Raw genomic sequence first — 25,469 nt, 5'->3', positions numbered from 1 at the left:
GCAACGCAGGCGCCCCCCAGGACCAGCGACACGCCGATGATCGACCGCTACGGACCGGTTGAAAAAGCGCTGCTTTACGCCGGCGCCGGGCTGTTCCTCATTTTCATCCTGATGCCGTTCATCGAGGCGGGGCTGGTTTCGCTCAAGCCCTTGAGCCACCTGTTCTCGCGCCCCTACAACTTCTTCCCCGAAAACGCATCGTTCGACGCCTATGTCACCATGTGGCAAAGCGTTCCGCTTCTGGGGCGCTATATCGCCAACGGGCTGTTCATCGCCCTGGTGCAGACGGCGCTGGCGCTCTTGCTGATCGTTCCGGCATCCTATGCGCTTGCGCGGTTCGAATTCCCCGGCCACGGGCTCATCCTCGGCGGCTTTCTCGCCGTCAGCATGTTCTCGGGCGCCGTCCTGCTGATCCCGCTTTACCGGCTGATGCGCACCTTCGGCATCCTCAATACCTACTGGGCCATGATCATCCCGGGCACGGCGTTCCTCTTGCCCACCGGCATCTGGCTCTTGCGCACCTACATGCTGCGCATCCCGCGCGAGCTCGAGGAGGCCGCGTGGGTCGACGGCGCAGGGCGGTTCTACATCTTCCGCCGCGTGGTGCTGCCGCTGGCGATGCCCGGCGTCGTCGTCGTGGCCCTGACCGCCTTCATCACGTCCTTCGCCCAGCAGTTCATCTTCGCTCTGACATTCAACTCCAAATCCGAACTGATGCCGCTTTCGGTCGGCCTCTTCTCGTTCTTCGGGCGGCAGGAAGTGATCTGGAATGAACTGATGGCCGCGAGCATTACCGGGATCGCCCCGGTGCTCGTGATGTTCGTTTTCCTGCAACGCTACCTCGTTGCAGGCATGACCGCCGGCGCAGTCAAACAATAACAAAGCGCCGAAACCGACTACCTAAGGAGAAAAGGGAACATCATTATGAAAGCACTATCGCCCAGCGTGTTGGCAGGTGCCTCCGCCGTTGCGATCCTTGCCGCGGGACTGCCGATCGGATCGGCATTCGCCCAGGACACGGTCATCCGGTTCATCCAGTGCGGCGACGAAATCGCCGAGACCTACCCCGAACTCATCGAGCAGTTCGAGGCCGACCACCCCGGCGTCTCCGTCGAGGTCGAAGTCGTCGGTTGGGGCGAGTGCCAGGACAAGGCGACGACCCTCGCCGCCGCCGGCGATCCGGTCGGGCTCGCCTATATGGGTTCGCGCACGCTCAAGCAGCTCGCCCTCAACGGCCTTATCGTCCCCATCCCGATGACCGAGGAAGAAAAGGCGTCCTACTATCCGCACATCGTCGATACCGTCACCTTCGACGGCCAGCAATGGGGCTTCCCAACGGCGTTCTCGACCAAGGCGCTCTACTACAACAAGGGCCTGATGGAAGCGGCCGGCCTCGATCCCGAAACGCCGCCCACGACCTGGGACGAGCTTTACGAGATGTCCGCGGCCGTCGCCGAGGAAACCGGCGTTTCGGGCTATGGCCTCATCGCCAAGAGCTTCGATTCCACCGCGCACCACTTCCTCAACTGGCTCTACACCAATAACGGCAGCGTCATCGACGAAGACGGCAACATCACCCTCGACAGCCCCGAAGCCATCGAGGCGCTCGCGGCGCTCGGACGGATGGTTCCGGTTTCCGAGCCCGGCGCGACCGCCTATGAATCGGCCGAGCTTCGTGCGCTTTTCAATGACGAGCAGCTTGCCTTCCTGCAGTCGGGTCCGTGGGAACGCGTGCGCTTCAACGAGGGCATCGACTGGGGCGTCGCGCCGCTGCCGACCGGGCCGAGCGCGACCGGACCGGGCACGCTCCTGATCACCGATAGCCTCGCGGTCTTCAACGGCACCGGGTATGAAGACCTGGCGATCGAATTCGCCCGCTTCCTCACCAATCCGGAAAATCAGTTCGCCTATGAATCCGTCCACGGGCTGACGCCCTTGCGTCCGGTTCCGGGCGTCGATGAACTGGTGGCCGAAGACCCGACCTGGAAGCCCTTTATCGACGGCATTCCCAATGGCGGTCCCGAACCGCTGTTCGTGGACTATCGCGGCTTCCAGGATGTCATGATCGACATGGTGCAGTCCGTGGTGCTCGGCGAAGCGACGGCGGAAGACGCCATCGCGACGGCGGCAGCCGATCTCGAGGAATACAAGTAGGTCGTCTCTTTGACCCTGGCCCCCGCGCGGCTCGACCCGCGTGGGGGTATTCCTCAAGCGACCGGCGCCAGATGCCGGGTTCCCAAGCCAACAGGAGTATCGCCTTGGGCCAGCTAACGCTATCGAAACTGAGAAAGTCGTTCAGCAACATCGAAGTCATCAAGACCGTCGACCTCGATGTCGAGGAAGGCGAATTCGTCGTGTTCGTTGGGCCGTCGGGCTGCGGAAAGTCAACGCTCTTGCGCATGATCGCCGGGCTCGAGGAAGCCACGGGCGGCGACATCGTCATTTCCGGCAAGCGGGTCAACGAGCTGCCGCCGGTCAAGCGCGGGATCGCGATGGTGTTTCAGTCCTACGCGCTTTATCCGCACATGTCGGTCTTCGAGAACATCGCCTTCCCGCTGCGCGTCGAGAAAATGAACGAGGCCGATCTCAATACCAAGGTCAACGAGGCCGCCCGCGTCCTTCAGCTCGACACACGGCTCAAGCAAAAGCCCGGCACGCTTTCGGGCGGCCAGCGCCAGCGCGTGGCGATCGGGCGGGCCATCGTGCGCGAGCCGAAGATATTCCTCTTCGACGAGCCGCTGTCGAACCTCGATGCCGCGCTGCGCGCCGAAATGCGGATCGAGCTGACCAATCTGCATAAAAAGCTCGGCGCGACGATGATCTATGTCACCCACGACCAGATCGAAGCCATGACCATGGCGGACCGGATCGTCGTGCTCAATTTCGGCGAGATCGCCCAGGTCGGCTCGCCGCTCGAGCTTTACCACAAGCCCGCGAACACGTTCGTCGCCTCCTTCATCGGTAACCCGAAGATGAACTTCCTGGAGGTCACCTGCACCGGCGCCGGCGCCGCGGGCGTCACGGTGTCACTGGACGGGTCGGGCGAGGCTGTGATCCCGGTCGCCCCGCACGAAGACCTCGTGGGCAGGACACTGACGCTGGGCATTCGCCCCGAACACGTGCATCTGGGGTCAGGCGATCTGGAACTCGCCTTCACGCCGGGCGTCATCGAGCGGCTGGGCATCCATTCTGTGGCCTATGGCACGGTCGGATCGTCCGGCGAAAACAACTTCTGCGGGCTCTTTCACGGAACAGCGGCGATCCGTGACGGGCGGGCGGCGACCGTCGGCATCAACGCGGCCGACTGCCACCTCTTCGATGAGGACGGGCAGGCGCTCGAGCGGCAGATCGAGCTTTCCCAAGCCGACGAGGCTCTGGTCGATCACACGGCGGCGTAGGCCCCTACCAGACCCGGCCGCGTGCAGCGACCGGGAGGGTACGCGTCACGACGCCGTCGCGGTGAAACACGACGGCGTCGAACATGTTCGAAACCACGCAGGTATGGTTGGGGATGATGCGGAGCTTATCCCCGATCCGGGGCTTTTTCCCGCACGCAGAGAGGTCGACCACGGCGTGCTCCTCCGAGAGCGTGGTGATGCGCGCATCCGGGTAGTCGACGATCAGGCCGTAGTCGTCAAAGCCGAGCAGGTCCGAAGTCAGCGCCTTGGAGCCGGAATCGAGGACCGCCCGGTTTTCGGCAGGACGCGACACGACGGTCGCGAGCACGTGCATGGCGCACCGATCGAGGCCCGCATGGCCTGCGCGCACCATGGCGCGGTCGTTATAGATATATGTTCCGGCCCGGTACTCTGTCGCCGAGGGCACCTTGTGGGCGGAAAAAAGGCTGGGCGTACCGCCGGTCGAAACCACGGGGCAGTCGATCCCCGCCTGGGCGAGCGCAGCGCGGGTGGCGGAGAAGAAGGCTTCCACCGTGTCTTCCGAGGACGGCCGGGGATAGGTCAGAACCCCGCCGAAACGCAGGCCCGGCGCGGCGGCGATCGCCTGGGCTAGCGCCAGGGCTTCGGTGGGGGTTTGCACACCGCAGCGACCGCCTCCCGTATCGCATTCGACAAGCACCGTTAGCGGGCGGTCCGCGGAGAATGCGGCGGCAAGCCCCTCGACCGTCTTCAGGCTGTCGGCAACGACCTTGAGGTTCGTGCGGGCATTCAGGGCCGCGAGCGGGGCGGTTTTCTCCGCGCCGAGTATGTTGAACGTGATGAGGATATCCTCAAAGCCCGCATCGGCGAAAACCTCGGCCTCGGAGATTTTCTGGCAGTTGATGCCGCTTGCCCCCGCGTCCCGCTGCGCCCCGGCCAGGGCCGGGAGCTTGTGGGTCTTGATGTGCGGCCGGAAGGCGATCCCATGCGCGTCCATATAGTCCTGGACGCGCGCGATATTGGCGGCAACGACGGCCTCGTCGATCACCGGCACCGGGGTCGAGAGGTCAAGGATAGATGTTCCGACGGTCATTGTTCGGCTCGAAGTGGGGACGACGGCACTATTTCTCGCTCGGTTCGGGGATTTTTTCCATAAGCCCGTGCGGATCGGCGACCATCGGCCAGATATCCCGCCGGGCCTTGCGATAGGGCGTCTTCGCGGGATCGTTCGGATAGGGCGTTCCGGCCGCACAATAGATGATGCGGCTCGCGATGCGCGAGAACGAATCGTAGAAATGGTTGGTCGATTTGACCACGAGTATGTCCTTGGCGCCGGGATCGACCCCCAGCGCGGAAAAGAGGCTCGGGTCGAAGCTCTGGGCGCGGGTCGAGTTGAGGATGACATCGATCCCCTCGACCTCGACGAGCGCACAGTCGCCCATCGGCACGAAGCTGTCGCCGAAGCGCATTTCGGCCTTGGGGACCACACGCGCGATGCGGACATGGGCGTCGATGGGATCGCCGGTGCCCGGCGCTGATTTGGCGCCGAAGCGCAGGGGGATATGGGCCCCCTCGCCCGCCGCCATGCAGATCTGGACGGCGATCGGATCCCAGATCGTGCCGAGGGCGGCGTTGGTGACGCCACGCCTGAGGAGTTCGGCAAGGACGATGGTCGCATCGCCCGCCGTGCCGCCGCCGGGATTGTCCCACATGTCGGCAATCACAACGGGCCCTCCGGATACCGACAGCGCCTCGTCCACTGCCGTTGCGACGTCCGCTTGCGGCATGAGGAAGGTGCCGCGCAGGGCAAAGAGCTCCATGCCGAGCCGTTCGGCAAGCGCCTCCCCCTTTTGCCGGTTGCCGTTGGTGACGGCGACGATCCTGGTACCCATCTCCGGAACGTCCCCGGCCATGAACCCGTGAATGACCGAGAGCGAGAGCACGTCGGGGTCCTCGCGCTCGATGCGCATCAGCTTTTCGACGAAGCCGCGCATGGGCTCGCGCGAGGTCGGGAAGACGTCGATCATCCTGACGTCGAAGACCGACATGACGGGTTCGACCTCGCCTTTGAGGCGCCCCGCCGCGATGCGCCAGAGATCCTCCGCGCGTTCGACGAAATCGGTGTGAGGGAATTCCTTGAAGGCGACGAAAAAATCGGCCGCCGCGCACCGGCGCGCGGTCAGGTGGCTATGGGGGTCGAGTTCGGCGCATACGAGGATGTCCGGGCCCACGATCGCACGCACACGCTCGAGCAGATCGCCCTCGGGATCGTCGTAGCCGTCGGCGACCATGGCGCCGTGCAGCCCCAGCACCACGCCGTCCACGGGCATCGCCGCGCGGAGTTGATCGAGGATCTCGTCGCGCAGGGATTCGTAGGTCTGCCTGTTTATGAGACCCGCGGGGTCGGCCCAGGCGCTGGTGCCTTCGATCAGCTCCCAGCCGAGTTCCCTCGTGACAACGCGCCCGACGGTCAGGGGCGCGGAGCACAGGGTCGGTGTCGCCGGATGGGTGCCGGGGGGCGCATAGAGCGAGGCTTCGAACGCCCTGCGGTCGATGCAGATGGGGGAAAAGGTGTTCGTTTCGGTTGCTAGGACGGCAACGAAAAGGCGCAAGCGGTTCTTCCTTGTCGAGCGATGCTGACGCGGCTCTCAGGCCGTCGTGCTGCCGCCTCCCATCGGATAAGGCATATAGCCGGTAAAGCCGGAGATCTTCCAGCGCTCCTCATGGCGGCGGCAATAGTAGAGCGTTTGCCACCGCATCTCGTCATATCCCCCGTCGGCGCGCTTGATGCCGCCGTTGAATTTCTTGTGCGCGAGCGCCAGATCGCCGGCGATCTCGATCTCGGTCAGGTTCGTCGTTGCAAAGATCGCCGCGCGCGGGTCCTCGGCAAACTCTTGCTGCGCGAAGTCGGCAGCCTGACGCAGCCATTCGTCGCGATAGGCATCGAGGGACGGGAATCCGAGCCGCCAGTCGTCCGGGTTCGGCGCCCGCCGGCCGTCGATGCCGATGAATCCCTCCGCGACAAAGTCGTCCGCGACCATGCTCCAGTTCGCGGAAAGGAATGCATCGATGTCGCGCGGCACGAGCATCTCCCAGATGGCACGCCGGTCGGCGTCGGTAGCGGCAAATGGATTGGCGAATGGGTCTGTCATTGAAATTTTTTACACGATCTGCGATTTTTCCTAGCGAAAATCCCCTGAATCTGGTCAGATGTCAACCAAACAGGAAAATGATTTACAAAATTGTCGCGTAGAAGGGGCGAATATGACCATTAAGCGGTATGGCGCGGAAAAGAGCGGGGCCGGCGGGCAGAACCTGCCCTTCGCGCGTGCGGTCGAAGCGGATGGCTGGCTCTATGTTTCCGGTCAGGTCGCAATGAAGGACGGCGAGATCATCAACGGTAATATCGTCGAACAGACGCACCTGACGATCCGGAACGTCCTGGCGATTCTCGATGAGGCCGGGTACGGGCCCGAGCACATCGTGCGCGTTGGCGTGTGGCTCGACGATCCGCGCGACTTCTGGTCGTTCAACGGCGTCTACAAGAGCTATTTCGGCGAACATCCGCCGGCCCGCGCCTGTGTGCAATCGCGTATGATGGTGGACTGCAAGGTCGAAATCGACTGTGTTGCCTATAAGTCCGAAAAGGACTGACCGGAGCGGCCCACGGGAGGAGCGACATATGGACATCATGGCCACATTGCAGGACGAAATGGACAATCTGAGCCGCTCGGAACAGCGGATTGCCGATATCGTGCTGTCGGACACCAGCTTTGCGATGAACGCCTCGATCATCGAGCTTGCCGCGCGGGCCGAAGTGTCGCCGCCGACCGTGACGCGCTTCTGCCGGCGGCTGAACTGCCAGTCCTTTTCCGAGTTCAAGGTCCGCATCGCCCAGACCGCCTATATCGGCACGCGCTACCTCAATCCCGAAACCGAGGCACAGTCGGCGCGCGACATCGCCGAGAACATCGTCACCAAGGCGCAGTCGGCGCTCTATTCGGTGCATGGCAACCTCGACGTCGACCTCATCGAGAAAGCCGCGGCAAAGGTCGCAAATGCGGGCATGGTTTACGCCTTCGGGTCGGGGGGCAATTCCGCGATGCTGGCGAACGAACTTCAGAACCGCCTGTTCCGGCTCGGCCTGAGGGTTACCGCAAGCGCGGACCACACCATGCAACTCATGCTCGCCGCGGCGATGCAGCCCGACGACGTCATCATCGCGTCCTCGTTCTCGGGCCGCAACATGGAGCTGGTGCGCACCATCGAAACCGCGCGCGGATACAAGGCGCTCGCGATCGCCCTGACGCGGCCGGACAGCCCGGTCGCCGCCGCCGCCGATATCGTGCTGCCGGTCGATCTGCGCGAGGGCGTGCGGATCATGCGTCCGACCTCGAGCCGGTATGCGTTTTTGATCCTCGTCGACATCCTGGCCAACCTCGTCGCGGTCAAACGCAACCAGGCCGCCGTCGAACCGCTGCGGCGGATCAAACAGCAACTCGTCACCTATCGCGACAAGGACGACAGCGAGGTTCTGGGTGACTAGCCGGGGGCGTTCATCGTTCTTTTCATCGTGTCCATCGTAACGACATCGGAGACGCCATGAGTGCATCGGTTGCCATTGTTACCGGAGCGGGCGGGGATATCGGCCGGGCCATTGCGCGCAAGCTGATGCGCGCGGACCGCGTCGTCGTTCTTGCGGACAAGGACAAGGATGCGGCGGATCGCAGCGCTGCGGCACTTTCCCACGATGGTTGCAGCGTTGCCATCGCCTGCGACGTGACGGACCCAACCTCCGTCGCCGCCATGATTGCCGAGGCGTCCGGGCATGGCGGTATCGATCTTCTGGTCAACAACGCCGGCGCCTCGCTGGGCGTCAGCCTCCAGTCCTCGACGCCCGAGAGCTGGGCGCAGGACGTCGCGCTCAATCTCAACGGCGCATTCCACTGCTTTCACGCCGCCGCGGACCACCTCAAGGCCAATGCGGGCGCCGTCGTCAACATCGCATCGGTCAACGGAACCGGCACGTTCGGGCACCCCGCCTACAGTTCCGCCAAGGCCGGCCTTATCCATTTCACGCGCATGATCGCGGTCGAATATGGCAAATTCGGCGTCCGCGCCAACGCCGTCGCGCCGGGCACAGTGCGCACGCAGGCCTGGGAAGAGCGGGCGCAGGCCAATCCGAACGTCTTTGAAGAAGCCCGCCGCTGGTATCCGCTCGAGCGCATCGCCCGTCCCGAAGACATCGCCAATGCCGTCACCTTCCTCGCCGGCCCGGAAGCCGCCGCGATCACCGGCGTTTGCCTGCCGGTCGATTGCGGGCTTTCCGCCGGCCAGGCCGAACTCGCCAGAACCTTCGCTCAATCCACCGACTTCTAGGAACGCAAATGCCCTACCCCGCCCTGCGCCTCGAATCCCAATGGGAACCTGCAGCCACGCCCGGAGGCAGGTTCACCTTCACGCTTGCCAATTTTACCGGCGCCACGCTCGAGAACTTCACCCTCGCCTACTCGTCCCTCACGCGCACGCAGAAGGATCACACCTGCGAAAACGCGACGCTCAAGCAGGTGATCGCCAACTTCCATGAGTACGCGCCTCCGCCAGGAACGGCGATCCCTGACGGGGAGGCGTGGACCTTCACGGTCGAGGGACTGAACCGGCCCGCCAAGCACATAACCGACGGCGCCAAGAGCGCTTATGTCGCGCGGGCCGATGGCAGCACACTGCCGGTCGTGGTGGGGGACCTCGTCCTCAGGGGCGCCAAAGCGACGCCCCCTGCCCCGCGTTTGCCCGAAGGCAGGCTCGATCAGCCGCTCTTCATGCTGCCCTGGCCCAACGGCGTAACGATCTCCGAAACGCGGCCGGCCCCGGTGGCGCTCTATTGCGCAGAAGGCACAAACCGCGCCGCGCGCGCTGCTCTCCACGACATCGCCGCGCTTTCGGATCGCCTCTTTCCCGAGCTTGCCACGCCGTTTTCGCTGGTGCCGGTCGAGGGCGGGTTGCCGATTGCGTTCGGAGTGGATGAAAGCCTGCCCGAAGAGGGCTATCGCGTCGAATTCGGCGCCGACGGCGTCGCACTTGCCAGCAGCACCGATGCCGGTTGCCGCTATGCGCTCATCACGCTGGCGCAATTGATCTACGGCGCCCGCGCCGACACCGCGCGCTTCGCTTTTCCGGCCGCAGGCACCATCGAGGATGCGCCCCGCTATGGCTGGCGCGGCAGTCATCTCGACGTCTCCCGGCATTTTTACCCCATCGCCGACGTCGCCCGCTTCATCGATATCCTCGCCTGGAACAAGCTCAACATCTTTCATTGGCACCTGTCCGACGACGAAGGCTGGCGGCTGGAGATCGACGCCTATCCGCAGCTCACGGACATCGGCGCGAAGCGCGGTCACGCCGAAGCGCTCGTACCGCAGCTCGGCTCGGCAGCGGAACCGTATGGGGGGTACTATACCAAGAACGAGGTGCGCGACCTGATCGCGCATGCGGCAGCGCTCAATATCGAGATCGTCCCGGAAATCGACATCCCCGGTCACTGCACGGCCGTGCTCAAGGCCCTGCCGGACCTGGCCGACGGGCAGGAGGCTCCCGACAGCTACCATTCGGTACAGGGTTATCCCAACAATGCCCTGAACCCGGCCATCGAGGACACCTATACGTTCCTCGAAACCGTTCTGGGCGAAATCGCGGAGCTGTTCCCATCCGACTACATCCATATCGGGGGCGACGAGGTGGCCGACGGCTCGTGGCTCGCTTCGCCTCTCGCCAAGGGCTTGATGGCGCGCGAAGGGCTCGAGGGCACGTTCGGCTTGCAGGCGTATTTGCTCGGGAAGGTCAAAACCATGCTGACCGCCCGCGGCAAGAAGATGTCGGGCTGGGATGAAGTCTCTCACGGCGGCGGCGTCGATCCCGAGGGCACCTTGCTGATGGCCTGGCAGAAGCCGGAAAACGGCGTCATGCTCGCCGAGCAGGGCTATGAAGTCGTGATGACGCCCGGCCAGGCCTACTATCTCGATATGGTTCAGGCCGAAGCCTGGCTCGAGCCGGGCGCGAGCTGGGCCGGCACGGTGCCGGTCGAGCACAGCTACACCTATGAGGCAGCGGGCGAATTTCCCGCCGAGCTCGCCGGCAAGCTCAAGGGCGTTCAGGCCTGTATCTGGACCGAGAACCTCTTCAATCACGGGCTCTTCAACCGGCTGGTCTTCCCCCGGCTCTCGGCTGTCGCCGAGGCTGGATGGACGCATACGTCCAACAAGGCGTGGCCGCGCTTTGCTGCGCTGGCACCCCTGATGCCGCTGCTCTGAGGAAAGCCCCATGCGAATCGCAGTCGGCGGCTTTCATACCGAGTCGAGCACCTACAATCGGGTTCTGGCGACCGCGGAGGACTTCGTCATCCTCCGCGGGGCCGACCTCCTTGAAGCCCCATACTTTGCGTTCCTTGGCGACTACGATGCGGACTTCCTGCCCACCTTCCACGCCCGCGCGGTGCCAGGCGGGCCTATCGCCCGGGCAACCTATGACGCGTTCAAGGCCGAGTTTCTGGACCGTCTGACCTCCTATGGGGAGATCGACGGTCTCTATCTTGCGCTTCACGGCGCGGCGTCGGTGGAAGGGCTGGAGGACGCCGAGGGCGACTTTATTGCCGCGGCGCGCGCGGCAGTCGGCCCGCATTGTCCGATCGCCGCGAGCTACGACCTCCACGGCAATCTCTCCCAGCCGATCATCGACGACCTCGACATGTACTCGACCTATCGCACCGCGCCGCATATCGACGTCGAGGAGACGATGCGGCGCGCGGTGACCATGCTGGTGCGGCACCTTGAAACCGGCGAGATGCCGCACATAGTCTGGTGTCCGGTTCCCGTCGTGATGCCGGGGGAAAAATCCGCAACCACCGACGAGCCCGCCAGGAGCCTTTATGCACCGCTGCCGGAGATCGATGCGCGCGACGGCATCTGGGATGCCTCTCTGATGGTGGGCTATGTCTGGGCCGATCAGGCCCGCGCCACGGCGGCTTCCGTCATCACCGGCACCGATCCTGAGGCGATGGAAGCGGCCGCCATCGAGCTCGCCACCGCCTATTGGAACGCGCGTAACGATTTCGCCTTCGCGGTCAAAACCGGCACGATAACCGAATGCGTCGATTGGGCGATGGCATCGGAAACCGCGCCGGTCATTCTGGCGGATTCGGGCGACAACCCCACCGCGGGGGGTGTCGGGGATCGGGCGGATGTGCTCGGCGCGCTCATCACCGCCGACGCCCAGGGGGTTGTCCTCGCGGCCATTGCCGACCGCCCAGCAACGGAAGCGGCCTATGCGGCAGGTGTCGGCAGCGCGGTACACACGCGCATCGGCGCATCGCTCGATCCCACCGCAAGCGCGCCGATTGAAGTGGACGCAGAGGTGGTCTTTCTGGCGCAGACCGAGACGCCCGCCGAGCGCGAGGCGGTGCTGCGGATCGGAAGTATCCTTGCGGTCGTTTCCGCCCGGCGCCGGCCCTACCACAACCTCGCGGACTTCGAACGCCTGGGGCTCGATCCCCGAGAGGCGCGGATCGTGGTGGTGAAATCGGGTTATCTCTCCCCCGAGCTCGCCCCCATCGCCAACCCGGTGCTGATGGCGCTTTCGCCCGGCGCCGTCGATCAGCATGTCGAGCGGCTGGCACGCGAGAAGAAGACCGTCCCGACCTTTCCCTTCGACAGGGACTTTTTGTGGCAGCCGAAGGTCTACGCGTCGGCGCGCAAGGCGCGGTAACCGGTAAGACGAGACCGGCGCGAGCATTGCTGCCCGCGCCGGTCGTATGTCTTCCAAATCGGCAATCGCCCGGTCAGTCGCCGTCCATGGCAAAGACGGTCTTGGTCTTATCGCTCGCAAGCATACGCCAGATCGACGGCCCCAGGAGCGCGGCTGCGGCGATGGCGTAGATCGTCAGCGCAATCGGCGAATCGACCAGGAACGACCAATCGCCCCGGTTGATCATCAACCCGCGCCGCAACTGCTCCTCGGCCAGCGGTCCAAGGATCGCACCGACCAGAACGGGTGCCAGCGGATAGCCGAACCGGCGCATGACGAAGCCCAGGAGCCCGAAGCCGAGCAGCAAAACGAGGGCGAATACCGAGCCCTGCGCGCCGATGGTCCCGAGCGTCGCAAAGGTCAGGATGCCCGCGTAGAGCCAGGGCCGCGGGATCATCAGAAGCCGCACCCAGACCCCGACAAAGGGCAGGTTGAGAACCACCAGCATCAGGTTGGCGATAAAGAGCGACGCCACCAGGCCCCAGACGAGCCCCGGATCGTTGGTGAACAGCAGCGGGCCGGGCTGGAGCCCGTACTGCTGGAAGCCCGCCAGCATCATGGCCGCGGTCGCCGAGGTCGGCAGGCCGAGCGTCAGAAGCGGGATCAGCGTCCCCGCTGCCGAAGCGTTGTTCGCGGCCTCCGGACCGGCAACGCCTTCGATGGCGCCCTTGTCGGATTCGAACTCCTCTCTTGCGACGCCGCGAGCGGTTTTGCGCTCGGCGGAATAGGAGAGGAAGGTCGGGATTTCCGCACCGCCGGTGGGCAACGGCCCGAACATGAAGCCGAGTCCCGCGCCCCGGAAGTAGGAGGGGATGATACGCCGGATGTCGAGCCAGGAAAGCCAGACCGACCCCTTGATCGCCTCGACCTTGTCGTCACCGCCGATCTTGCGCGAGGCGATGAACAGCGTCTCGCCGATGGCGAAAAGCCCCACCGCGACGATCGCGATCGAAATGTTGTCTCGCAGTTCGGGAATACCGAAAGACAGCCGCGCCTGCCCCGTGAGCTTGTCGATGCCGACGAGGCCGATTGCCAAGCCGACAAAGAGTGCCGTCAATCCGCGCGCCACCGAGCCGCCGAAGGCCGCCGAGACGGTCACGAACGACAGCACCATCAGCGCAAAATACTCCGCCGGGCCAAATGAAAGCGCGACCTTGACCATGAACGGCGAAACGAGCGCGAGCCCGAGCGTTCCCACCGTACCGCCGAAAAACGAGCCGATCGCCGCCGCGCCCAGCGCCTTGCCGCCCCGTCCGTCGCGGGCCATCTTGTTACCCTCGACCGCGGTCATAATCGATGCGGTTTCCCCGGGCGTATTGAGCAATATCGATGAGATCGCCCCGCCATACATGCCGCCGTAGTAGATGCCCGCGAACATGATGAGCGAGCCGGTTGCGCCGAACGAGAGCGAAATCGGCAGCAGGAGTGCCACGGTAAGCGCCGGGCCGATCCCCGGCATGACGCCGACCGCGGTGCCCAACAGCACGCCGACCAGCGCGAAGGCAAGGTTCATTGGCTGTGCGGCGACGAGCAGCCCCTCGAGCAAAAGACCGAAGGTATCCATATCTTTTGTCTCCTAACCCCGGATCGCGCCATCTATGACGCGCTCGAGCGGACCGGCGGGCAGCGACAGGCTCAGCCCGTGCTTGAACAGCACGTAAAGCACGGCGGAAACGCCGATCCCCACGAGCACCGTCAGCCAGACCGGCTTGCGCCCCATGCCCCGCGCGGCAAAGCCGAAGAGCGCGCCAGAGGCGAGAATGAAGCCGGCGCCGGCATAAAGCAGGACGGTTTCGGCCAGAACCGCGCCGATCACCCAGGCGACTGCCGGGAGGTTCATCGGCTCACGCTCTGGAAAGCTGTTGCGTAGCGCCATCAGTACTGTCGCGACGCCGAAAATGGCCAATCCTGCGGCAACCAGATACGGAAAGATCTCAGGACCGAATTGCGCGTAGGAGCGCCGGGCCGGGTAAGTCGCACCGTCCCAGGCAATGAGCGCGGCGAACAGGAACAGCGCGACCGCGATCGCGAGGCCGCCAAGGTCCCGCGCGGTCTTGTGAGGATAGGGAGACCGGCTCGCGCCGGCCTCCCCGCCATGTGGGGTTTCGGTGCTCACTCGGAGATACCCAGTTCCTGCAGGATCGCCGTCGTCGAGGCGATCGCGTTGGTGAGATATTCCTCGAACGCAGGGCCGTCCATGTAGGTGTTGACCCAGCCCCGGGTCTGAAGCTCATCATTCCAGGCCTGCGAGCCGGCCATGGTCTGGATCAAATCGACGAGTTCGGCCTTTTCCTCATCGGTGATATCTGGCGCCGCGGCGATCATGCGCCAGTTCTGGACATCGACCTCATAGCCCTGTTCGACGAAGGTCGGCGCATCGGTATACTCTTGCCGTTCAGGCGCGGTGATCCCGATGGGACGCAGTTCGCCTGCTTCGATCTGAGCCGCGAATTCGCCGTAGCCGGAGACGCCGGCCGTCACCTGGCCGCCAAGGATCGCGGCCAGCGCTTCACCACCGCCCGAATAAGGGATGTAGTTGATGAGCGCCGGATCGACGCCGGCTGCCTTGGCGAACATGCCGGCTGCAATATGGTCGACGCCGCCCGCGGAACCGCCGGCCCAGGTTACCGAGCCGGGATCGTTGCGCAGCATTTCGGCGAGGTCGTCGGCGTTCTGGATCGGGCTGTCGGCGGGGACGACGACGATCTCGTATTCGCCCGTCAGCCGCGCAAGCGGCGTGATGTCGTCGAGCCCGACGGGGGAATCGTTGGCAATCACTGCCCCCACCATTACGTATCCGCCAATGATGGTCGCGGTCGGGTCTCCGGCGGACTGATTGATGAATTGCTGCAATCCGATGGTGCCGCCCGCACCCGCGACGTTCTCGACCTGAATGTTGGAAACGAGGCCCTCGTTCTGGAGCGTCGCCTGAATCGTGCGCGCGGTCTGGTCCCAACCGCCGCCCGGCGAAGCCGGCGCCATGATCGACAGGCTGTCGATGGCCATCGCCGGGGCGCCCATAAGCGCGGCTCCGGCGAACACGGCACCGGCGAGTTTGAAACGGGAAATGAAGTTCACTGTTTTCCTCCTCAAGGGTTCATTCGCGCCCGTCCACGTTCGGGTCCGGGCGAGGCGAGGAGCACAAAAGAGAGAGAAAACGTGTCGTAGGCGCCCAATTCCGCCCAGGCGAAACAGGCCGGCGCAAAGCACCGGTTTCCGGCGCTTTCCTCCCAGTTCTCCCTCTTGCCAAGCCGCCCTTTCACCCGCAAAAGTGAACAATTGAGACGGCGCGGCAAGCTCCTGGAAAGCACAATAAGCCCGCTAGCTGTCATCAACCTGTCAAGGGAGGACACTCACTGCGTATTCTTGTGGTGGAGGACACCGAGGACGTCGGAGAGGCAGTGGTCGGCGCCTTTACACGGCTGGGCCATGCCGTCGACTGGCAGAAAACGCGTGCCGGCTCGGCGGACGCCCTGGCGGTTCAGGACTATGCCCTCATCGTTCTCGATATCAACCTGCCGGATGGCAGCGGCTTCGACCTGCTCGCGGAAATACGCTCGAAGGGTCTGCAGACCCCTGTTCTGGTTCTGACGGCGCGCGCGCTGGTGGACGACAGGGTCGACGCGCTCGATACGGGCGCGGATGACTATCTGGTCAAGCCGTTCGACTTCCGCGAGCTCGAAGCCCGGGCCCGCGCCCTTCTCCGCCGTCGGCAAGGGAGCGCGACAACGACGCTTTCGGCCGGCAATGTCGTGCTCGACCCCAGATCGCGCGCTGTCACCCTCGATGGCCGCCCGGTCGAACTCACCCGCCGCGAAATCGCACTTCTGGAGATATTGATCGGCCAGCCGGATCGCGTTTTTTCCAAGTCCGATCTCCTCGACCAGCTCTATGGCTTCGAGAACGAGGCCGGACCGAACGCGATCGAGCTCTATATCGGGCGTTTGCGCAAAAAGCTCGCGGGCGCCAGCGCTGAGATCCGTACGCTGCGAGGCATGGGCTACCAAATCGTCGTGAACAAGGCGCCCAGGGCATGACCGAGACCCGGTCGCCGCGCCGCTTCTCTCTCTTCTGGCGTCTGACGGGGATCATCTCGCTGGTGCTGGTCGCGGGCGCGGCGGCGCTCACGTTCGCCGCGTGGTCCTATGCCCGGGTCGCCGCCGACAATGCCTATGACCGGCTGCTGATCGGTGCTGCACGCCAGATCAGCGAAACCGTTTCGGCCGACGCGGGGGCTGTCACTGTGGATGTGCCCATTTCCGCGCTCGAAACGCTGTCCATCTCGCGCTCCGACCGGGTTTACTATCAGGTCGCCGCGCCTGACGGCGCCATCATCACCGGATATGACGACTTGCCACTTCCCGGCAACGGCGCGATGCCGTCGGACGACGCGGTGGTCGGCAATGCCAGGTTTTTGGGACACGACATCCGACATGCCTCCGTCTGGCGCTACCTCGCCGAACAAGGTGCGACGGGCTGGGTGCGGATTACGGTGGCGCAGACGCGCGAAGCGCGCAACGCGTTGACCTGGGAACTGACCCTGGGGGGCCTGCTGCCGGTGCTTGCGATGAGCATCCTGGCGCTCATCGCGCTGATGGCTGCTGTCCGGTTTGGTCTACGCCCCCTGCGGCGGCTCGAAGAGGCTCTTTTGAAGCGCGACCCCAACGACCTCAAGCCGCTCGACGTGGATACGCCGCTTGAAGTGGACGCGCTCGTTGAGGCCATCAATCGCTTCATGGCACGGCTCTCCGAGCGCCTCGGCGCCATGCAGCGGTATATCGAAACCGCTGCGCATCAATTGCGCACGCCGCTGACGGGCATTTCCGCGCAGGTCGAATTGCTCGACCGCGCGAAGGACGCCAAGGGGCGCGACGCCGCGACCGCCCGGCTGCGCAAACGCGTCACCGAGGTCGGACGGCTGGCCAACCAGCTTCTAAGTCACGCCACGGTCATCCACCGCGCCGAGGCCGTCTTACCCAATATCATCGATCTTGCGCAGATCGCTCGTAACGCCGTGTCCGATGCGATGCTCGAGACGATAGAGCGGGATCTCACGGTTCGCGTCGACGTCCCGGATAGGCCGGTCATGATCCGCGGCGATGCCGTCGCCCTGCGTGAGGCCATGCGCAATCTTGTCGAGAACGCGCTGGCCTATGGCGCCCCGACGCGCATAACGGTCCGGCTCGAGGACGGCCCGGAAGCCGCGACCCTGGCGGTTTATGACGATGGCCCCGGCATTGCCGCAGCGGACTGGGAGCGATTGCGCGCCCGCTATGTGCGCGGCGAGCTCGGCGGCTCCGGTTCGGGCCTCGGGCTGGCCATCGTTTCCGATGTGGTCCGCGCCCATGCCGCGCGGCTGGAAACCCTCACCGCTCCCAATGGCGATTTCGGCATCGCCATCGTCTTTTCCCGAAAGGCGATCCGATGAAGCTTTCGACCTTCGTTCTTCTTGCCCTGTGCCTCGCAACGCCGGCGGCCGCGCGCGACGTCTACATGTTTCCGGCCCCGGGGCCGGAAACTGAAACGCTCGTGATCGAAGCCTCGGCCGACCTCGTCGCTATCGAGCCGCTCATCCGGGATTTTCAAGAGATCGAGCCGGGTGTGACAATCCAGTACGCGGATTCTCTGACCAACGACGTGTTCGCCGCCGCACTCGAGGCCTGCCGCAAAGAAACGGTGTTTGCCGACCTGATGATCACCTCGTCGGTCGACCACATCGCCAAGCTCACCAATGACGGGTGCGCCCAGCGCCACGAATCCGCCGCCACCGAGGCCATTCCGGACTGGGCGAACTGGCGTAACGAAGCCTTCGGGTTTTCCTTCGAGCCTGCCGTCATCGTCTTCAATCGCGCGTTGGTTCCCGAAAGCGACGTCCCGCTGACCCGCAACGCGTTGGTCGAACTCTTGCGTACCAAGCCTGACATCTACAATGGCCGGGTGGGCACCTACGACATCACCCAATCGGGTATCGGCTATCTCTTTGCGTTTTTCGATGCCGAGCAGTCCTCGGTCTTCGGCCGGCTGCTCGAAGGGTTCGGCCGCGCCGACGCCGTGCTCGCCTCCACCACGGGCGCGATACTCGATCAGATCGAAAGCGGCGAAGTGCTGATCGGCTACAACCTTCTGGGGTCCTACGCCTATGGCCGGCTCGCAGCGGGCGCCCCGATCGGCATCGTTCTGCCGCACGACTTTACCATCGTGCTCTCGCGCGCTGCGCTCATTCCGCCGCACGCGGAAAATCCAAGAGCCGGCGCCCGGTTTCTCGACTACCTCCTCTCCGAACGCGGACAGAACGTCGCCGCGCAATCCTCGTTCTTCTTTGCTTTCGACCGGCCGCCGCCCGAGAATGTCCTTGCCGCCGACGAATCGGGCGGTGCGACGTTCTACCGCCCGATCGTGCTGGGCCCTTCGCTACTGGTCACCCTCGACCAGGCCAAACGGGCCCGCTTTCTGGCCGACTGGCGCGACGCGATGAGTCTACCCTGAGCATTGGAAATTATGTCGGACAAAGCGGGGGAATGGTGCCCAGGGGCGGAATCGAACCACCGACACGCGGATTTTCAACGTGACCGTAGCTTCGGATCGCCGTCGACATCATGCTGCATACGGCACAATGGATAGCAAGCAATGCCAGCGTCCGCACCGATCGAGCGTTGCTACGTGAGACCAGCTCCGACTATCAATTGCCTCAAGTTTTGATTCCCCACTGTTACCCTTTGACGAGGTCGATGCGGGGGCATCGTGAAATCGGCAATTCAACTGTGAGCAATTCAATGAGAGATTTTGAGGAGTTATTCTCGCTAGCCGAAAATCTGCGTAGCACCGCTGAACTTGGGCATGGTGATGAGTTCAACGCCCCACTTGAGGCATTGCAGGCCGTCGCAAATAAAGTCCAGAAGTCATTCTCGGGATCGTGGCTTGGCTATCACTCGCGGGTTTATTACGCCAATCTGGTTCCGGCACCACCGGGCGCTAACTTCAGCCAAGAGTGGGGCCTTAAAGAACTTTTTGGGGACATGGGTTCACACGGTGACTGGCGAGAATTCGACGCCGAAACCGTCAAGGGACATATTGCCGACCTTGCTGGCAATCCTGACCTTACAGCACAGCGAGAGGCGGCCGAAAAAGCGATTGAAACGTTTAGATCTTGCAAGTCAGATATATTGTCGATCCTTGGCGATCAACTCGAGCAGAAGCCAGACCGGTTCCTTCAAGCCCTCTTGGATGAACTTGAGGCGCTTAAACCCATGTCCGTAGGTGACGTAGTGCAGCATTGGTCCCCAAGTGGGCAGATCATGACCAGAGACATGGTAGCGATGGGTCAGAGAACACAGGTGCCGCCTCACATTGAGCCGCTAGCTGAGGTCGCCTCTATCCGTCATTCATTCGGAATTTGCACGAACGCGGCTGACATCGCAGCAAAGGCTGCTTCGCACTTGGAGCGCAAGAGCCGAAGAAACGCGGCAGCGGAACGAGTTGGCACAAACGTGTTCATTGGTCACGGCAGAGCCGGTGCATGGCGCGAATTGAAAGATTTCGTTCAAGACCGACTTGGTCTGCCGTGGGATGAGTTCAACCGGGTACCCGTGGCTGGAGTGACAAACATTGCTCGCCTTTCGGAAATGCTGGACGCTGCTGCCGTTGCCTTGCTTGTACTGACCGCGGAAGATGAATTGGCCGACGGTGGCATGCAGGCGCGAATGAACGTAATCCACGAGGCAGGTTTATTCCAAGGTCGACTAGGCTTCACAAGGGCCATAGTCCTACTCGAAGAAGGCTGCGAAGAGTTCAGCAATATTCAAGGACTTGGTCAGATACGCTTCCCAAGAGGAAACATCGGCGCCGCGTTCGAGGAAGTACGGCGCGTTCTCGAAAGAGAAAAGCTGATAGGCGACAATTAGAATACGTTCTTCACCCTCAGGTTTCTGGCCACATAGTGAACCCTGACAGACCTTCGTCTCCTCGTCATTATTCGGCGTATGAAGATGAAGCTCACGCCCAAGACAGTCGAACATCTGAAAGCCGGTGACAATCGGCGCAGAGAGGTGTGGGACTTGACGTTGCCCGCCTTCGGCTTGCGTGTTTACCCGAGCGGCCGCAAGTCGTTCTTCGTCATGGTGCGCGTCCGAGGCGAACAGAAGCGAAAAACAATCGGCACCTATCCGGTCGTCTCCCTAAGGGAAGCGCGGGAGCGGGCACGCGAGATCATCCGCGATGCCCAGTTCGGAATCCTCGACGAGGAACCTGAGGAGCAGACGCTGACTTTCGACGAAACAGTACCGATGTTCATCAAGCTATACGCTAAGCCGAGGAACCGAGGCTGGAAGGAGACCGAGCGTATCCTTCTGGACAAGTTCCAGGCACTCTCGAACAAGCCGCTTGATCAAATAAGGCGTGCTGATGTCGTGCGCATCCTGGACGATCTGATCGCCTCCGGAACGCCTTATCGTGCAAACCGCGCCTTGTCGGCCATCAAAAAGCTGTTTGCGTGGGCGCTGGACAGGGGAATGGTTGATGTTCATCCGGTCGCAGGGCTATCTCCGTTGCATACAGAGGCGGCGCGCGAGCGTGTCCTGACTGACACCGAACTTGAGGCCCTTATGGACGCCGCTGATACGGAAGGATATCCGTTCGGCGACCTGTTCAAGGTGCTAGCTCTGACAGGTCAACGGCGCGGAGAGGTGTCGGGCATGCGCTGGTCCGAGATCGACCTGGAACGGGCTATCTGGACGATCCCGTCTGCGCGGTCGAAGAACAAGCAATCCCACGACGTACCGCTCGCGCCTCAGGTGGTGGCGATCCTCAAAAGCGTGCCGCGCTTTCTCGGCTCCGATTTCGTTTTTACGACCACAGGGCGAACTCCTATTAGCGGCTTCGGTCGCGCCAAGGACCGGATCGACGACGCTGTAGGCGCCAGTGACTGGCGGACGCACGACTTGCGGCGCACGGTCGCCTCGGGCATGGCGCGGATGTCGATCCCGCCCCACGTTGTTGAAAAGGTTTTGAACCACAAGTCCGGAGTTATCTCCGGGGTGGCAGCCATCTATAACCGGTATGGCTACGAAAAAGAGAAGCGCAAAGCGCTTGAGACGTGGGCAGACTACGTAGAGGCGCTAGCGCACGCCTCCGAAGCGCCCGTGAATGACGGGCCTGTCGATCAGGGCCTGATTGAGTCTGCGTAATACCGGCTTCGGTACGCCATGCTATGCCGCGTGACGTTTACCTGTGATTCCGAAACCGATCGCCTTTAGCACCGCCAGCGTCGTTTCCAGCGTCGGATTACCGTTCTCGCTAAGCGACTTATATAGCTGTTCCCGTGCCAGTCCGGTCTCACGCGCAATCTTGGTCATGCCCTTTGCGCGCGCGACCACACCCAGGGCTTTCGCGATATAGTGAGCATCTCCACTTTCGAAGGCATCGCTAAGAAAGATTTCGATCGCCTCGTCCGACTTCAGCGCATCGGCAGGATCATAATCGTAGAACTTTTCTGCCATTTTCAATCTTTCCATGCGGCCAAATCGATCTGTGATTTAAAAATCACGATCTGTCAACTTTAGAGATGCAAAGCAAGCCTTCGCAACCGAGAGCAACAGGGCTGCTGCGAACAGAACGGCGCACGCATCTTGAGAAGCCGGCAGACTTTGTAGAAACTCGCCGGGATCATTGGATGGATTTCTTGATGCCCGGAGCGCTAACCAACCAAACCTGGCTGAGCTTGCGTGACACCGCCCGCGAGATCGGGCGTGAGTTGCTAGGGGACGATTGGCACGACGCTATCCTCGACCGCGACCGAAAGGTGGATAGCACTCTTGGGGAGGTCTATAAAGACCTGCGGAAGGTGCTCGACAGTACCGAGGTGACCGTGCATCTCGAAGACCACGATCAGCGCATTCCCCTCGACCCTAAGGATCTCTATCACTTCGCTTCAAAGATCGACCTAGAGAGTAACACGATAAAATTGGGTAGATGGCCGGGCGAGGCCTTCAGGTGTTTCGTCAATGCGAAGGAGCTTGCTGATTTCCTGCAAAGGTATCGTCACACTCGGACGGGCACGTTGTCCTCAGATGAGCGCTACCGGCAGTGCCGCGACTGGTTGCGGGACCTGATGGTCAACCATCCGACTGATAGCAAGCGCCCAACCAAGGCGGAGTTGTTCGCTAAAGCCTAACGACGGTTTCAGATCGGCAAGCAACCGTTCCACGACGCATGGACTGAAGCCATCAAGTTGTCTGGCGTTAATTGGGACAAACCTGGGCGTCCAAAATTATCCCGAAAATCGTCCCCAGCAATGAAATAAACCACGATTTCAAGCCTGAAAAACTGCGCCACCTTCCTGTCCACATCGTGAAAGGAGGTGATCAAATGAGCGCGATTCAAGGCGGGGTAGCCCGCCGTCTCGTAGACTATAAACAGCTGAAAGCCATGGGCATTCCGTGGAGCCGTGAGCACATCTATCGGCTTGAGGCAAAAAACGCCTTCCCGAGGCGGCTTTATCTTTCACCACAGCGAATAGCCTGGTTCGAGGACGAGATACTCGAATTCCTCGAAGCAAAGGCGGCTGAGCGCCAGTCGCGGGAATATCCGATCCATGACTGAGGGGCCTCAGCGTCTCTCTTCTATTTCTGTCACTCAAATAAGGAACACGAGCGATGACGATCACGGATCGCATCGACGGGGATCTACTTTCCTCGTCTGCAGAAAAAGCAGCGCTCGCATGGGCAAAGCGTGGCGTGCGCGTTCTTGCCGTTTGGGGTGTCGACAATGGCGTATGCGATTGCGGCAATCCGGATTGCGGAAATGCTGGCAAGCATCCTATCGGCCTTGCCTTTCCAAACGGGCACAAGAGTGCGACCACCAGTAGCCCGAGAATCCGACGTGCTTTCAGGCGGTACCCAGACGCCAATCTGGCGATTGTGCCGCCCGAGGGACTCGTGGTGCTCGATGTCGATGGCCTAACAGGCGCGAAGACGTATAGGTCGTTGCGGCTACCGAAGACAGCGCACGTCAATACGGGTCGCGGAGCGCACTACTATTTCCGATACGACGGACCGCTGCCCGACCGTTTGCCGTGTCTCGACGGTATCGATATCAAGACCGGCAACGGATACCTCGTTACGTCGCCTAGCGACCATGCGGGTGGCAAGCGTTACCGTTGGAATCGGTCTGGTCCGCGCAGAATTGCGACACTACCCAAGGACTTCTTCGCCGCCCCGGAATCAGCATCACGTACCGTGAACTTTTCGGAATCTACATTGCGTGTAGGCCAGGGCGGACGAAACTCCATACTAACGAGTTTTGCGGGATTCCTGCGGTATCGCGGCTTGGCCGAGAATGCGCTCGAAAGAGTGCTTCAGGCTCTAAACGGTGAAGTCTGCACCCCACCTCTTCCAGATAGCGAAGTTGCGAAGATCGCCGAAAGCGTTGGGCGCTACGAGGTCGGCAGCGAGGATGCCTTCCTGTCCTTGGCCGATATCGAGGAGGAAGACGTTCAATATCTTGCCTATCCCTACCTGGTACGTGGTGCTGCCAATCTGCTCGACGGCCATATGGGGCAAGGAAAATCCACGTTTACGGCAGCGCTGGCAGCGGCGGTGACGACCGGAAAACCGCCACCCTTCCTGACTGAAATTGAACAGGGCAATGTTCTGTTTCTCTCTGCGGAAGATGATGCGGCTCGGGCGTTGAAGCCGAGGCTAGTGGCCAACGGCGCCGACGTTTCGCGCATCCGGTTCCAGAACCAGCCCTTTACCCTCGACGACAAGGGCATGTTCCTACTCCGCCAAGAAGTCGAGGCGCATCGCCCTGCTCTGGTCGTTATCGATCCGGTCATCGCCTACATGGACTCCGACATCGACGGCAACAGTGCCAACGATACCATGCGCTTCATCGTAAAGCTCGACTACTTGGCGCGTGAATTTGATACCTGCATCTTGCTTGTGCGCCACTTCCGCAAGGCCAAGACCGACACGCCCATGCACCGCGGCGTTGGCTCGATCGCGCTTGCCGCGCGGGTACGGTCGGCTCTGATGCTCGGCACGCATCCCGAGGACGGCGATCTGCGCCTCGTCGCACACGCTAAGGCCAACTATTCCATGCAAGGACCGAGCATCGTGTTCGAGTTGGCGAGTACCGGAGAGCGAAAGCCCTCCAAGGTCGTCTGGCACGACCTCCGGCCCGACCTTAGCGAATACGACATCGTAGACAAGCCGGAGGGGCAGCGTGGACGCCCCAGCACTGAGCGGGACTTTGCGAAGGACTTTCTGCGGCAAGCTCTCTCAGCCGGACCGATAGAGAAGCGCAAGCTCGAACGCATGGCGGAACCCAGGGGGATAGCGCTCGCCACGCTGCGCCGGGCGGAAAGCGAACTCGGCATCGTCAAATTCAAGGGCGAGAAGGGGCGTTCGATGTGGCGTCTTCCGGATAACGACGATCTGCCGACCGGCGGTAATTCCTGACTCCGAAATCGCACGGCCACTACGCCCGACTTTTTCCGTCGTCCACTTGCTCACAATTCGCTTACGTAGTGCAATTCTGAGCAAGTGCTGGTCGGTGAACAGAGGTCTCGCGCTGTTCCCGTACGCCGCCCGCTATCTTATGAAATGCCACGCAACAACAGAAGGATAGCGAGTATGAAACAGGCTGAAGTCCCTCAGAAGATCCTCTACACGCGGGCCGATCTCCGGCGGCTGGGCATCACCTTCTCAAATTCCACGTTGCTGCGGCAGGAGGCAGCTGGCCGGTTCCCCCGGCGAGTATATCTTTCACCCGGAAGCGTCGCGTGGGTCGGCGCAGAAATCCACGCGCATATTGAAAGGAAGCTGGCGGAGCGTGATGACCAAGGAACTACCGATCCCACACCCCGGTGAAATCCTGCTGGAGGAATTCCTAAAACCGATGGGCCTCAGCCAGATTGCGCTTGCCCAGGCCGTGCACGTACCGTCGCGCCGCATCAACGCAATTGTACAAGGCAAGCGCCGGATGACTGCCGACATCGACTTACGCCTTGCACGCTACTTGGGCATGTCTGAGGGCTTCTTTCTCGGACTGCAGGTGGATTTCGACCTAATGTGGAGGCGTCGCGAAATCGAGGACGAGTTGAGCACCATTAAGCCAAGAGACGAATCGGGTAGCGGCTAGCGGATCAAACTCTTGGCAGCCTCTATGCCCGCTTGTCCGCGCCCGGAGAGATCGCTCATAAAAACGCCTTCCCCCATTCCCCTCTTCAATCGATCGCATCTCCCAGCAGAGCCAGTCCCAAGACCGACACGCTGATATATCGTCAAGCCGTCGTGCCGA

General features: G+C 62.4%; 25 protein-coding genes. 18 read left to right on the top strand and 7 right to left on the bottom strand.

What is annotated here, in order from left to right:
* The first annotated feature begins 36 nt into the window (after positions 1 to 36).
* The 3 genes from LSG43_RS04485 (at position 37) to LSG43_RS04475 (ending at position 3,398) form a co-directional block, all read left to right on the top strand.
* Positions 37 to 879: a carbohydrate ABC transporter permease gene (locus LSG43_RS04485; RefSeq protein ID WP_231802793.1), complete on the top strand. Its 843-nt coding sequence runs from the start codon at positions 37 to 39 to the stop codon at positions 877 to 879.
* 45 nt (positions 880 to 924) lie between these two features.
* Positions 925 to 2,154, top strand: a complete 1,230-nt coding sequence (locus tag LSG43_RS04480) for an ABC transporter substrate-binding protein (protein WP_231801607.1) — start codon at positions 925 to 927, stop codon at positions 2,152 to 2,154.
* 104 nt (positions 2,155 to 2,258) lie between these two features.
* Entirely contained in the window at positions 2,259 to 3,398 is a 1,140-nt protein-coding gene (locus tag LSG43_RS04475; protein WP_231801606.1) for an ABC transporter ATP-binding protein, read from the top strand.
* A 4-nt stretch (positions 3,399 to 3,402) separates the two neighbouring features.
* On the opposite strand, the gene LSG43_RS04470 is transcribed toward LSG43_RS04475, so the two are convergent.
* The 3 genes from LSG43_RS04470 to LSG43_RS04460 are packed head-to-tail and all read right to left on the bottom strand — an operon-like array spanning position 3,403 to position 6,529.
* A complete protein-coding gene (locus tag LSG43_RS04470; protein WP_231801605.1) occupies positions 3,403 to 4,470 on the bottom strand; it encodes a D-TA family PLP-dependent enzyme in 1,068 nt (355 codons plus the stop codon).
* Between the two features lie 28 nt (positions 4,471 to 4,498).
* Positions 4,499 to 5,989: a M81 family metallopeptidase gene (locus LSG43_RS04465; protein ID WP_231801604.1), complete on the bottom strand. Its 1,491-nt coding sequence runs from the start codon at positions 5,987 to 5,989 to the stop codon at positions 4,499 to 4,501.
* Between the two features lie 36 nt (positions 5,990 to 6,025).
* Positions 6,026 to 6,529, bottom strand: a complete 504-nt coding sequence (locus LSG43_RS04460; protein ID WP_231801603.1) for a hypothetical protein — start codon at positions 6,527 to 6,529, stop codon at positions 6,026 to 6,028.
* A 112-nt stretch (positions 6,530 to 6,641) separates the two neighbouring features.
* Between LSG43_RS04460 and LSG43_RS04455 the strand changes: the two genes are divergently transcribed.
* From LSG43_RS04455 to LSG43_RS04435, 5 genes are read left to right on the top strand one after another with little or no spacing between them, the layout of a single operon-like run.
* Positions 6,642 to 7,031, top strand: a complete 390-nt coding sequence (locus tag LSG43_RS04455) for a RidA family protein (protein WP_231801602.1) — start codon at positions 6,642 to 6,644, stop codon at positions 7,029 to 7,031.
* Between the two features lie 28 nt (positions 7,032 to 7,059).
* The gene (locus LSG43_RS04450; protein ID WP_231801600.1) at positions 7,060 to 7,923 is read left to right on the top strand and encodes a MurR/RpiR family transcriptional regulator; all 864 of its coding nucleotides are present in this window, start codon (positions 7,060 to 7,062) and stop codon (positions 7,921 to 7,923) included.
* A 56-nt stretch (positions 7,924 to 7,979) separates the two neighbouring features.
* Entirely contained in the window at positions 7,980 to 8,756 is a 777-nt protein-coding gene (locus tag LSG43_RS04445; protein ID WP_231801599.1) for an SDR family oxidoreductase, read from the top strand.
* A gap of 8 nt (positions 8,757 to 8,764) precedes the next feature.
* Complete coding sequence (locus LSG43_RS04440) at positions 8,765 to 10,684, top strand: beta-N-acetylhexosaminidase (protein ID WP_231801598.1); 1,920 nt, start codon at positions 8,765 to 8,767, stop codon at positions 10,682 to 10,684.
* Positions 10,685 to 10,694: 10 nt separating this feature from the next.
* A complete protein-coding gene (locus LSG43_RS04435) occupies positions 10,695 to 12,134 on the top strand; it encodes a M81 family metallopeptidase (RefSeq protein ID WP_231801597.1) in 1,440 nt (479 codons plus the stop codon).
* A gap of 73 nt (positions 12,135 to 12,207) precedes the next feature.
* On the opposite strand, the gene LSG43_RS04430 is transcribed toward LSG43_RS04435, so the two are convergent.
* The 3 genes from LSG43_RS04430 to LSG43_RS04420 are packed head-to-tail and all read right to left on the bottom strand — an operon-like array spanning position 12,208 to position 15,242.
* Positions 12,208 to 13,737, bottom strand: a complete 1,530-nt coding sequence (locus LSG43_RS04430; protein ID WP_231801596.1) for a tripartite tricarboxylate transporter permease — start codon at positions 13,735 to 13,737, stop codon at positions 12,208 to 12,210.
* A 12-nt stretch (positions 13,738 to 13,749) separates the two neighbouring features.
* Entirely contained in the window at positions 13,750 to 14,289 is a 540-nt protein-coding gene (locus LSG43_RS04425; RefSeq protein WP_231801595.1) for a tripartite tricarboxylate transporter TctB family protein, read from the bottom strand.
* Positions 14,286 to 15,242, bottom strand: coding sequence for a Bug family tripartite tricarboxylate transporter substrate binding protein (locus LSG43_RS04420; RefSeq protein WP_231802791.1), 957 nt, complete (start codon positions 15,240 to 15,242; stop codon positions 14,286 to 14,288). The genes LSG43_RS04425 and LSG43_RS04420 overlap by 4 nt, the downstream gene beginning before the upstream one ends.
* Before the next feature lie 287 nt (positions 15,243 to 15,529).
* Here LSG43_RS04420 and LSG43_RS04415 point away from each other — a divergent pair, with 287 nt between their 5' ends.
* The 5 genes from LSG43_RS04415 to LSG43_RS04395 all read left to right on the top strand — a co-directional run bounded on the left by LSG43_RS04415 (position 15,530) and on the right by LSG43_RS04395 (position 21,355).
* A complete protein-coding gene (locus tag LSG43_RS04415) occupies positions 15,530 to 16,210 on the top strand; it encodes a response regulator transcription factor (RefSeq protein ID WP_231802789.1) in 681 nt (226 codons plus the stop codon).
* A complete protein-coding gene (locus LSG43_RS04410) occupies positions 16,207 to 17,601 on the top strand; it encodes a sensor histidine kinase (protein ID WP_231801594.1) in 1,395 nt (464 codons plus the stop codon). Before LSG43_RS04415 ends, LSG43_RS04410 begins: the two co-directional genes overlap by 4 nt.
* Positions 17,598 to 18,659, top strand: a complete 1,062-nt coding sequence (locus tag LSG43_RS04405) for an ABC transporter substrate-binding protein (RefSeq protein WP_231801593.1) — start codon at positions 17,598 to 17,600, stop codon at positions 18,657 to 18,659. Before LSG43_RS04410 ends, LSG43_RS04405 begins: the two co-directional genes overlap by 4 nt.
* 110 nt (positions 18,660 to 18,769) lie before the next feature.
* Entirely contained in the window at positions 18,770 to 20,074 is a 1,305-nt protein-coding gene (locus tag LSG43_RS04400; protein ID WP_231801592.1) for a TIR domain-containing protein, read from the top strand.
* Positions 20,075 to 20,158: 84 nt separating this feature from the next.
* On the top strand, positions 20,159 to 21,355 hold the full coding sequence (locus tag LSG43_RS04395) for a tyrosine-type recombinase/integrase (RefSeq protein WP_231801591.1): 1,197 nt from the start codon (positions 20,159 to 20,161) through the stop codon (positions 21,353 to 21,355).
* Positions 21,356 to 21,376: 21 nt separating this feature from the next.
* Here LSG43_RS04395 and LSG43_RS04390 read toward each other — a convergent pair whose 3' ends face one another.
* Positions 21,377 to 21,667 carry an addiction module antidote protein gene (locus tag LSG43_RS04390; RefSeq protein ID WP_231801590.1) on the bottom strand — a complete coding sequence of 97 codons (291 nt, stop codon included), beginning with the start codon at positions 21,665 to 21,667 and terminating at the stop codon, positions 21,377 to 21,379.
* Between the two features lie 173 nt (positions 21,668 to 21,840).
* On the opposite strand from LSG43_RS04390, the gene LSG43_RS04385 reads away from it, so the two are divergent.
* The 5 genes from LSG43_RS04385 (at position 21,841) to LSG43_RS04370 (ending at position 25,310) form a co-directional block, all read left to right on the top strand.
* Positions 21,841 to 22,341: a hypothetical protein gene (locus tag LSG43_RS04385; protein ID WP_231801588.1), complete on the top strand. Its 501-nt coding sequence runs from the start codon at positions 21,841 to 21,843 to the stop codon at positions 22,339 to 22,341.
* Positions 22,342 to 22,535: 194 nt separating this feature from the next.
* Positions 22,536 to 22,769: a helix-turn-helix transcriptional regulator gene (locus LSG43_RS04380; protein ID WP_231801587.1), complete on the top strand. Its 234-nt coding sequence runs from the start codon at positions 22,536 to 22,538 to the stop codon at positions 22,767 to 22,769.
* Between the two features lie 53 nt (positions 22,770 to 22,822).
* Positions 22,823 to 24,628: a bifunctional DNA primase/polymerase gene (locus LSG43_RS04375; protein ID WP_231801586.1), complete on the top strand. Its 1,806-nt coding sequence runs from the start codon at positions 22,823 to 22,825 to the stop codon at positions 24,626 to 24,628.
* Positions 24,629 to 24,772: 144 nt separating this feature from the next.
* Entirely contained in the window at positions 24,773 to 25,039 is a 267-nt protein-coding gene (locus tag LSG43_RS16435; protein WP_369412440.1) for a helix-turn-helix transcriptional regulator, read from the top strand.
* Positions 25,005 to 25,310 carry a HigA family addiction module antitoxin gene (locus LSG43_RS04370; RefSeq protein WP_231801585.1) on the top strand — a complete coding sequence of 102 codons (306 nt, stop codon included), beginning with the start codon at positions 25,005 to 25,007 and terminating at the stop codon, positions 25,308 to 25,310. The genes LSG43_RS16435 and LSG43_RS04370 overlap by 35 nt, the downstream gene beginning before the upstream one ends.
* The last annotated feature ends 159 nt before the right edge of the window (positions 25,311 to 25,469 follow it).

Origin of the sequence: Pelagibacterium xiamenense (assembly GCF_021166475.1) — a bacterium.
Lineage (GTDB): Bacteria > Pseudomonadota > Alphaproteobacteria > Rhizobiales > Devosiaceae > Pelagibacterium > Pelagibacterium xiamenense.
Note: the sequence above shows the minus strand (reverse complement) of the source record. Positions and strands in the feature narration are given on the sequence as shown.